This window comes from Azospirillum sp. B506 (assembly GCF_000333595.1).
Classification (GTDB): Bacteria; Pseudomonadota; Alphaproteobacteria; order Azospirillales; family Azospirillaceae; genus Azospirillum.
This window is the reverse complement of record NZ_BADK01000544.1, coordinates 1-6,956: the sequence shown is the minus strand read 5'-3', so window position 1 is coordinate 6,956 and position 6,956 is coordinate 1. Positions and strand designations below refer to the sequence as shown.

6 protein-coding genes are annotated in these 6,956 nt (G+C 64.9%); 5 read left to right on the top strand and 1 reads right to left on the bottom strand.

Features of this window, described 5'->3' with window-relative positions; genetic code table 11:
• Window positions 1-494: 494 nt before the first annotated feature.
• From I71_RS16195 to I71_RS16175, 5 genes are all read left to right on the top strand, one after another.
• Window positions 495-1,592, top strand: coding sequence for an extracellular solute-binding protein (locus I71_RS16195; protein WP_042695879.1), 1,098 nt, complete (start codon window positions 495-497; stop codon window positions 1,590-1,592).
• Between the two features lie 99 nt (window positions 1,593-1,691).
• Window positions 1,692-2,855: an ABC transporter ATP-binding protein gene (locus tag I71_RS16190; protein WP_042695878.1), complete on the top strand. Its 1,164-nt coding sequence runs from the start codon at window positions 1,692-1,694 to the stop codon at window positions 2,853-2,855.
• Window positions 2,852-3,796 (top strand): ABC transporter permease subunit, encoded by a 945-nt coding sequence (locus I71_RS16185; RefSeq protein WP_042695877.1) that lies wholly within the window; start codon window positions 2,852-2,854, stop codon window positions 3,794-3,796. Before I71_RS16190 ends, I71_RS16185 begins: the two co-directional genes overlap by 4 nt.
• Complete coding sequence (locus I71_RS16180; protein ID WP_042695876.1) at window positions 3,793-4,629, top strand: ABC transporter permease subunit; 837 nt, start codon at window positions 3,793-3,795, stop codon at window positions 4,627-4,629. The genes I71_RS16185 and I71_RS16180 overlap by 4 nt, the downstream gene beginning before the upstream one ends.
• Before the next feature lie 527 nt (window positions 4,630-5,156).
• Window positions 5,157-6,188 (top strand): agmatine/peptidylarginine deiminase, encoded by a 1,032-nt coding sequence (locus I71_RS16175; protein WP_083897201.1) that lies wholly within the window; start codon window positions 5,157-5,159, stop codon window positions 6,186-6,188.
• 127 nt (window positions 6,189-6,315) lie between these two features.
• Here the strand turns inward: I71_RS16175 and I71_RS16170 are convergent.
• The coding region (locus tag I71_RS16170; RefSeq protein ID WP_042695875.1) for a diguanylate cyclase domain-containing protein at window positions 6,316-6,956 on the bottom strand (641 nt) is incomplete at its 5' end.

Here is a 6,956-nt window from a genome sequence, read left to right as displayed (position 1 = left end):
GGCGGTCGGTGGAGAGAGCGCCGGCCGCCGCATGGCGCCTCTGTCCGGTCGGCTGGAAACGAGTCCCGGCAGTTGTCTTCCTATTCGGAAATATCTCGTGGCAATTGTGACGTTGACCCGAGAAGCGGCAGGGCTATAACTGGCGACATAGTCGCGAGTAACAATACTGGCGTTTGCAATTTTAGAGATTGGCGGCCCGGTTGCCGGCCAGCAGGCCCAGATCGGGAAATGGTTTTCCATTACCGGCCGCGATACCCATCGCACGGACCCTTCCGTGTGATGGGGACGCGGCCGGCCGCCGTCATCTCGGTGGCGTGCGCGTTCCGCCCCCGCCCGGCCTGCAGGCGATTGAAACCGCGATCGAAACAGCGATCGAAACCTTGCCCAAACCGTTGACAACATGCCCGGGCGTGGGTGCAATAGCGCCCGCGAGCCGGGTGTGCCGTTGGGATGTGGCGGCGCCCGCAACACTCACGAACAGGTCGGGGCAAATCATGAAAAAACTCGCTCTCAGCCTCATCGGCGCGGTCGCGGCGATTGCCATCGCCGGCCCGGCGATGGCCCAGGCCAAGAAGCCGGTCAACATCTACATCTGGAACGACTATCTGGGTGAAACGACCCTCGCCGACTTCACCAAGGCCACGGGCGCTGAGACGAAAGTCGACCTGTACGACAGCCTGGAACTGCTGGAGCAGAAGGTGCTCGTCGGCAAGTCCGGCTATGACGTGATCGTGCCGACCGCCGAGCCGACGCTGTCCCGCCTGATCCAGGCCAAGGTGGTGGGTCCGCTCGACAAGTCCAAGATCCCCAACTACAAGAACATCGACCCCAAGGTCCTGAAGCTGCTGGAGAATTCCGACCCCGGCAACAAGTATGCCGTGCCCTATCTCGGCGGGACCGTCGGCATCGCCGTCATCCCGGAAAAGATCAAGGCTGTCGCCCCCGACGTGGCGCTCGACAGCTGGGACCTGATCTTCAAGCCGGAGGTGGCGAAGAAGGTGGCGGCCTGCGGCATCACCGTGATGGATTCGGCCATCGACGTCATCCCGTCGGTGCTGAACTATCTCGGCCTCGACCCGAACTCCGAGAAGAAGGAGGATCTGGACAAGGTCGAGAAGACGCTGATGGCGGTCCGCCCCTACATCAAGCGTTTCGTCACCGGCGAGAACATCAACATCCTGGCCGGTGGCGACGCCTGCGTCGTGATGGCCTACAACGGCGACGCCATCCAGGGTGCCGCGCGCGCGGCCGAGGCCAAGAGCGCCAAGGTCGAGTACATCACGCCGAAGGAAGGCGTGCAGGTCTGGTGGGACACGCTGGCGGTCCCCGCCGATGCGCCGAACAAGGACGGCGCCTACGAGTACATCAACTTCGTCCTCGACCCGGCCAACATGGCGAACATCTCCAACAAGGTCAGCTACGCCAACGCGGTGCCGGCCTCGCTGCCGATGGTCGCCGACGACATCAAGTCGAACCCCGGCATCTTCCTGCCGGCCGACAGCAAGCTGAAGCTGTTTTCGCTGAAGCAGATCAAGCAGGCCACCGACCGCGCCCGCACCCGCGTGTGGACCAAGGTCAAGACCGGCAAGTAAGCCGCCCCCCTGAGGCGCCGATCTTGAGGCGTCGACCCGCCCCGGCCGGTCCCCAGCGATGGGGAACAGCCGGGGCGTTGTCTTGAAAGAGGAAACCGGATGGCCGGTCAGCCGATTCGCAAGCCCACCCGCCTGGAACCGTGGCAGGACGCGGGCCAGACGCCCTATGTCCGCATCGAGAAGGTGACCAAGACCTTCGGCGACTTCGTCGCGGTGGACGAGGTCAGCCTGTCGATCTATCGCAACGAATTCTTCGCCCTGCTCGGCGGTTCGGGTTCCGGCAAGACGACGCTGCTGCGCATGCTGGCGGGGTTCGAACAGCCGACCGAAGGCAAGATCTACATCGACGGCGTCGATATGGCCGGCATTCCGCCCTATGAGCGGCCGGTCAACATGATGTTCCAGTCCTACGCCCTGTTCCCGCACATGACGGTGGAGCAGAACGTCGCCTTCGGCCTACGCCAAGACGGGGTGGCGAAGGCGGAGATCCGCGACCGCGTGGCGGAGATGCTGGGGATGGTCCAGCTCTCTGCCTTCGGCAAGCGCCGTCCGCACCAGTTGTCGGGCGGCCAGCGCCAGCGCGTGGCGCTCGCCCGCTCGCTGGTCAAGCGGCCGAAGCTGCTGCTGCTGGACGAGCCGTTGGGCGCGCTCGACAAGAAGCTGCGCGAGCGTACCCAGTTCGAGCTGGTCAACATCCAGGAAAAGCTGGGCGTCACCTTCATCGTCGTGACCCACGACCAGGAAGAGGCGATGACCATGTCCTCGCGCATCGCCGTGATGAACCATGGCGTCATCGCGCAGGTCGGCACGCCGACCGAGATCTACGAGTACCCCCACAACCGCTTCGTCGCGGAGTTCATCGGCTCGATCAACATGTTCGATGGCCGCGTCGTCTCGACCGAAGGGGACCAGGTCCTCGTCGCGTCGGAGGAGGCCGGCTGCGAGCTGCTGATCGCCCACGCCACCCCGGCGCCGGCCGGCTCCCCCGTCTCCGTCGCCATCCGCCCGGAGAAGATCGCCCTGTCGAAGGAGCCGGTTGCCGGTGGCGGCCCAGGCGGCGAAGGCCGCAACCAGACCACAGGCATCGTGCGCGAGATCGCCTATCTCGGCGACGTGTCGATCTATCTGGTGGAACTGCCGACCGGAAAGACGGTGCGGGTCACCGCCCCCAACGTCACCCGCCGCACCGAAATGCCGATCACCTGGGAGGATGAGGTGACGCTGACCTGGCGCCCCTTCGCCGGCGTGGTGCTGACCCAATGAACGCGGTCGTCTCCGCCCTCGTTTCCGGCCTCAGCCGGATCGGGCTGTGGGGTCGCGGCGTGGTCGTCGCCATCCCCTATCTGTGGCTTCTGCTGTTCTTCATGGTGCCGTTCCTGATCGTCTTCGGCATCAGCTTCTCCGAATCGATCATCGCCCAGCCGCCCTATTCGTCCCTGGTCGACTGGCTGAAGGATGAGGATGCCGGCACCTCGAAGCTGCAGATCCTGCTGAACATCAGCAATTACTTCCGGCTGGGCGGAGACGACCTCTACATCCTCGCCTATCTGAACTCGCTGCGGATCGCGGCGGTCACCACGCTGCTGTGCCTCGCCATCGGCTATCCCATGGCCTACGCCATCGCCAAGGCCGACCCGGCGCGGCGCGGGCCGCTGATGATGCTGGTGATCCTGCCCTTCTGGACCAGCTTCCTCATCCGCATCTATGCCTGGATCGGCATCCTCAAGGGCAACGGCGTCATCAGCAACCTGCTGGAATGGGTCGGTCTCACCAGCGGGCCGGTGGAGATCCTCTATTCCGACTGGGCCGTCTATATCGGCATGACCTACTGCTATCTGCCCTTCATGGTGCTGCCGCTTTATTCGACGCTGGAGAAGATGGACCCCAGCCTGCTGGAGGCGGCGGCCGACCTCGGCTCCCGTCCCTTCAAATCCTTCCTGTCGATCACGCTGCCGCTGTCGCTGCCGGGGATCATCGCCGGTTCTCTGCTTGTCTTCATCCCGGCGGTGGGCGAGTTCGTGACGCCGGAGCTGCTGGGCGGTCCCGACACGCTGATGATCGGCCGCGTGCTGTGGAACGAATTCTTTTCCAACCGCGACTGGCCGGTGGCGTCGGCCGTCGCCATCGCGCTGCTTCTGGTCCTGGTGATTCCGATCATGATCTTCCAGCATGTGCAGGGCAAACAGGCGGAGGCGGGCCGATGAAGAAGCGGGTCGGATTCCTGTCCTGGGCGCTGCTGTTCGGTTACGCCTTCCTCTATGTCCCCATCGCGCTGCTGATCGTCTTCAGCTTCAACGAGTCGCGGCTGGTGACGGTGTGGAGCGGCTTTTCAACCAAATGGTATGGCGAACTGCTGCACAATGACGCGCTGCTTGACGCGGCCTTCCTGTCCTTCCAGGTGGCGGCGGTGTCGGCGACCCTGTCGGTCCTGCTCGGCACCTGCGCCGGGCTGGCGCTGACCCGCTTCGGCCGGTTCCGCGGCCGCACCCTGTTCGGCGGCATGATCACTGCCCCGCTGGTCATGCCGGAGGTCATAACCGGCCTGTCGCTGCTGCTGCTGTTCGTGGCGATGGAGCAATGGCTGGGCTGGCCCGACGGGCGCGGCGTCACCACGATCACCATCGCCCACACCACCTTCACCATGTCCTATGTCGCGGTGGTCATCCAGTCGCGGCTGGCCGGCATGGACGGCAGCCTCGAAGAAGCGGCGATGGATTTGGGTGCCCGTCCGGCCAAGGTCTTCTTCGTCATCACCCTGCCGCTGATCGCCCCGGCGCTGGTCGCCGGCTGGCTGCTGGCCTTCACCCTGTCGCTGGACGACGTGGTGGTGGCGAGCTTCGTCTCCGGCCCCGGATCGACGACCCTGCCGATGGTGATCTTCTCCAGCGTGAAGTTCGGCATCAGTCCGCAGATCAACGCCTTGGCGACGTTGATGGTTCTGGTGGTGGCGACCGGCATCTTCATCGCCAGCATCGTCATGGCCCGCCAGGACCGGCAGCGCAAACGCGACGAACAGATGGCGATCCAGAACGGCTGATCCAGAACGGCTGACCGGCCTTTTCGGACCGTTCCGCAGACCTGTCCATCCGCGCGCAGCAGACCTCTGCCGCCGCGGATGGCAATTGCCCGTTTCTTTTGCTATGTTGATGGCATCGTCAACAGCGAAAGAGGCTGTGCCATGCGCGCGCTCCTGTGGTTCCCCTTGTTGAGACTCGGATTCTTCAGTCCCGTTTCCACGGCTTATTCGACCACCCGTTCGGTCACCGCCCGCCGCGCCCTGCGCCCGCCGTCCGGCCGCTAGCCCGGACCCATGCCGGCTTCCTCTCCCGGCATGCCGACGCGACTGTCTTCCGCGTCTTTTTGAAAAGCCCCTCTGCCACAAGGCCCCTCTGCCGTGAGGCCAAGTGCTCGTTGCAGTGGACGCGATTGCCAAACGCGCGCTCCCGTGGTTAGGGTGGATTGGGATAAAAAACGTCCTGGTCCCACGCGGTTCGCCGACCATTTTTTGGTGTTGCGGCTGCGAAGGGCAGGCTGGGACTTTTAAAAGCGCAGAGGGATCGACGCATGACGACATCGAACGCCCCGATCACGACGGGCCAAGGTTTCCACATGCCCGGCGAATGGGCTCGCCACAGCGGATGCTGGATGGCGTGGCCGTGCCGGCCGGAAACCTGGCCGGAGGGTGCCTTCGACGCCGCATGCGACGCCTACGCCGAGGTCGCGCAGGCCATCTCCCGCTTCGAGCCGGTGACGATGGTGTGCGACCCGGCGGATGTGGCGGAAGCCTCGCTCGCCTGCGGCCCCGGCATCCAGATCCTGCCGCTGCCGATCAGCGATTCCTGGATCCGCGACACCGGTCCCAGCTTCGTCGTCGACGGCAAGGGCGGGCTGGCTGGCGTCCATTGGGGCTTCAACGCCTGGGGTGGCAATTACGAAGGCTGCGAAAAGGATCGGCAGGTCGGCCGCCTGATCCTCGACCATCTCAAGCTCCCCTGTTTCGCCGCCCCGCTGGTGATGGAGGGCGGTTCCTTCCATGTCGACGGTGAAGGGACGCTGATCACCACCGAACAATGCCTGCTGAATCCGAACCGCAATCCCGGCCTGGCGCGGGAGGAGATCGAGCGGCAGTTGAAGGTCCATCTCGGCGTCGAGACGGTGATCTGGCTGGGGCAGGGCTATCAGGACGACGAGACCGACGGCCATATCGACGAGATCGCGCTGTTCGTGCGTCCCGGCGTGGTGATGGCGATCACCACCGACGATCCAGGCGATCCCAATTTCAAGATTTTCCAGGACAATCTCGACCGGCTGAAGCGCGCCCGCGATGCGAAGGGCCGCGAACTGGAGGTCATCACCGTCCAGCAGCCCGCCCGCCGCGACGTGAACGGCGTGCGCCTGACCCTGTCCTACACCAATCTCTACATCGCCAACGGCGGCATCGTCATGCCGGCCTTCGAGGATCCGGCCGACGACGAGGCCTTCCGTGTCGTCCGCAAGGCCTTCCCCGACCGCGAGGTGGTGCAGGTGTCTGCTCTCGACATCGTGCGCGGTGGTGGCGGCATCCACTGCATCACCCAGCAGCAGCCGCTTCCCTGACGCTTCGCCTCACTCCGTCACGATGGCGGGGTGGGCCAGGGCATGTGACGGCGCGGCCGGTGTTCCTGTCGGGCATTCTCCTTTTCGGAACGCCCGACGACCATGGCCGAGGACACCGCCCGCCGGTTCAGGCCGCCGCCCAGCGGTTGCGACCAGCGCGCTTGGCAATGTACAGCGCATCGTCGGCGGCCTGGATGCAGGCATCGGCGGTCTGGCCCGGGCGATAGGCGCAGACCCCAAGGCTCAGGGTGACGGTGATGCCGTTGTCCTGATGGACGACGGGATGGTGGGCAATGATTTGCCGTAGCTTTTCCGCCACCATCTCGGCCTGCGTCTGGTTGGAGTCGGGCAGCAGGATCAGGAATTCCTCGCCACCCCAGCGGGCGCACAGATCGTGTCCGCGCAGGTTCCGGCGCAGCAGGGTTGCCACCTCCACAAGAACCTGGTCCCCGGCGGCATGCCCGAAGGCGTCGTTCACTTCCTTGAAATGATCGATGTCCAGCATGATCATGGCAAAGCCGCCACCGCTGCGGCCGACACGGCACAGCTCCGCCTCCAGCCGTTCGATCATCAGGCGGCGGTTGGGCAGCTCGGTCAGCGGATCGGTTTGCGAGGCGGCATGCAGCGCGCGGGCCATCTGGCGCGTATCGGTCTGGATGCGGTCGCTGATCTTGGCGATCTTGGTCAGCTGACGCATCAGCTTCATGTGCTCGTCGGCCAGCGCCCCGAACTCCGTCATCAGCGGATGGGAGGCATACTCCTCGTCTG

Bases quoted from the DNA above. Each gene is read 5' to 3' on its own strand.
- I71_RS16190 (WP_042695878.1), top strand. From the start codon at position 1,692: ATGGCCGGTCAGCCGATTCGCAAGCCCACCCGCCTGGAACCGTGGCAG.
- I71_RS16195 (WP_042695879.1), top strand. From the start codon at position 495: ATGAAAAAACTCGCTCTCAGCCTCATCGGCGCGGTCGCGGCGATTGCC.
- I71_RS16175 (WP_083897201.1), top strand. From the start codon at position 5,157: ATGACGACATCGAACGCCCCGATCACGACGGGCCAAGGTTTCCACATG.
- I71_RS16185 (WP_042695877.1), top strand. From the start codon at position 2,852: ATGAACGCGGTCGTCTCCGCCCTCGTTTCCGGCCTCAGCCGGATCGGG.
- I71_RS16180 (WP_042695876.1), top strand. From the start codon at position 3,793: ATGAAGAAGCGGGTCGGATTCCTGTCCTGGGCGCTGCTGTTCGGTTAC.